The sequence below is a fragment of the Vibrio sp. 378 genome (genome assembly GCF_033339435.1).
Genome location: NZ_JAWOUO010000280.1, coordinates 1 through 882 on the forward strand (window position 1 = coordinate 1; position 882 = coordinate 882).

The 882-nt window shown below is 50.3% G+C and carries 2 protein-coding genes; both read left to right on the forward strand.

What is annotated here, in order from left to right; all coding sequences use genetic code 11:
* Positions 1–504: dihydroxy-acid dehydratase (locus R7Q48_RS25710; protein WP_318132994.1), on the forward strand; the 504-nt coding region annotated here is incomplete at its 5' end.
* Between the two features lie 2 nt (positions 505–506).
* The coding region (locus tag R7Q48_RS25715) for a pyridoxal-phosphate dependent enzyme (RefSeq protein WP_318132995.1) at positions 507–882 on the forward strand (376 nt) is incomplete at its 3' end.

Below are 882 nucleotides of genomic sequence, written 5' to 3' on the forward strand. Positions count from 1 at the left end.
AAATTTACTGGCCCTGCGGTAGTGTTTGAAAGCCAGGAAGATGCGGTAGACGGCATCCTTGGCGGCAAAGTGAAAGCGGGCGATGTAGTTGTGATTCGCTACGAAGGTCCAAAAGGTGGCCCGGGCATGCAAGAAATGCTCTACCCAACCACTTATCTAAAATCGATGGGCTTAGGTAAAGAGTGTGCGTTATTAACTGACGGTCGCTTCTCTGGTGGTACCTCTGGTCTGTCTATCGGCCATGCTTCTCCAGAAGCGGCCAATGGCGGTGCGATCGGCTTGGTTCAAGATGGCGATTTGATTGCGATTGATATTCCAAATCGCAGCATCTCTCTTGAGATCTCTGAACAGGAACTTGCAGAGCGCCGCGTAAAACAAGACGAACTGGGTTGGAAACCAGCAAATCGTCAACGTGAAGTTTCTTTCGCCCTAAAAGCGTACGCCAGCATGGCAACCAGTGCTGACAAAGGTGCAGTACGAGATAAATCGAAGCTAGAGGGCTAGCCATGATGGAATCTCAACCCGAAAAAAAAGCGAATCAATCTGGCGCAGACTATCTGCGCCAAATCCTTCGCGCACCTGTTTATGAAGTCGCAACAGTAACGCCACTGCAAGAAATGCCTCGTTTATCTGCACGTATCGGGAATAACGTGCAGATCAAGCGTGAAGATCGCCAACCCGTACACTCGTTCAAATTGCGCGGTGCATACAACATGGTGGCGAGTTTATCTGAAGCACAAAAAGCCGCTGGTGTCATTGCAGCATCGGCAGGTAACCACGCTCAAGGCATGGCGCTCTCTGGTACTAAGCTAGGCATCAAAACCACCATCGTGATGCCTAAAACCACACCAGACATCAAAGTCGATGCGGTACGTGGCTTCG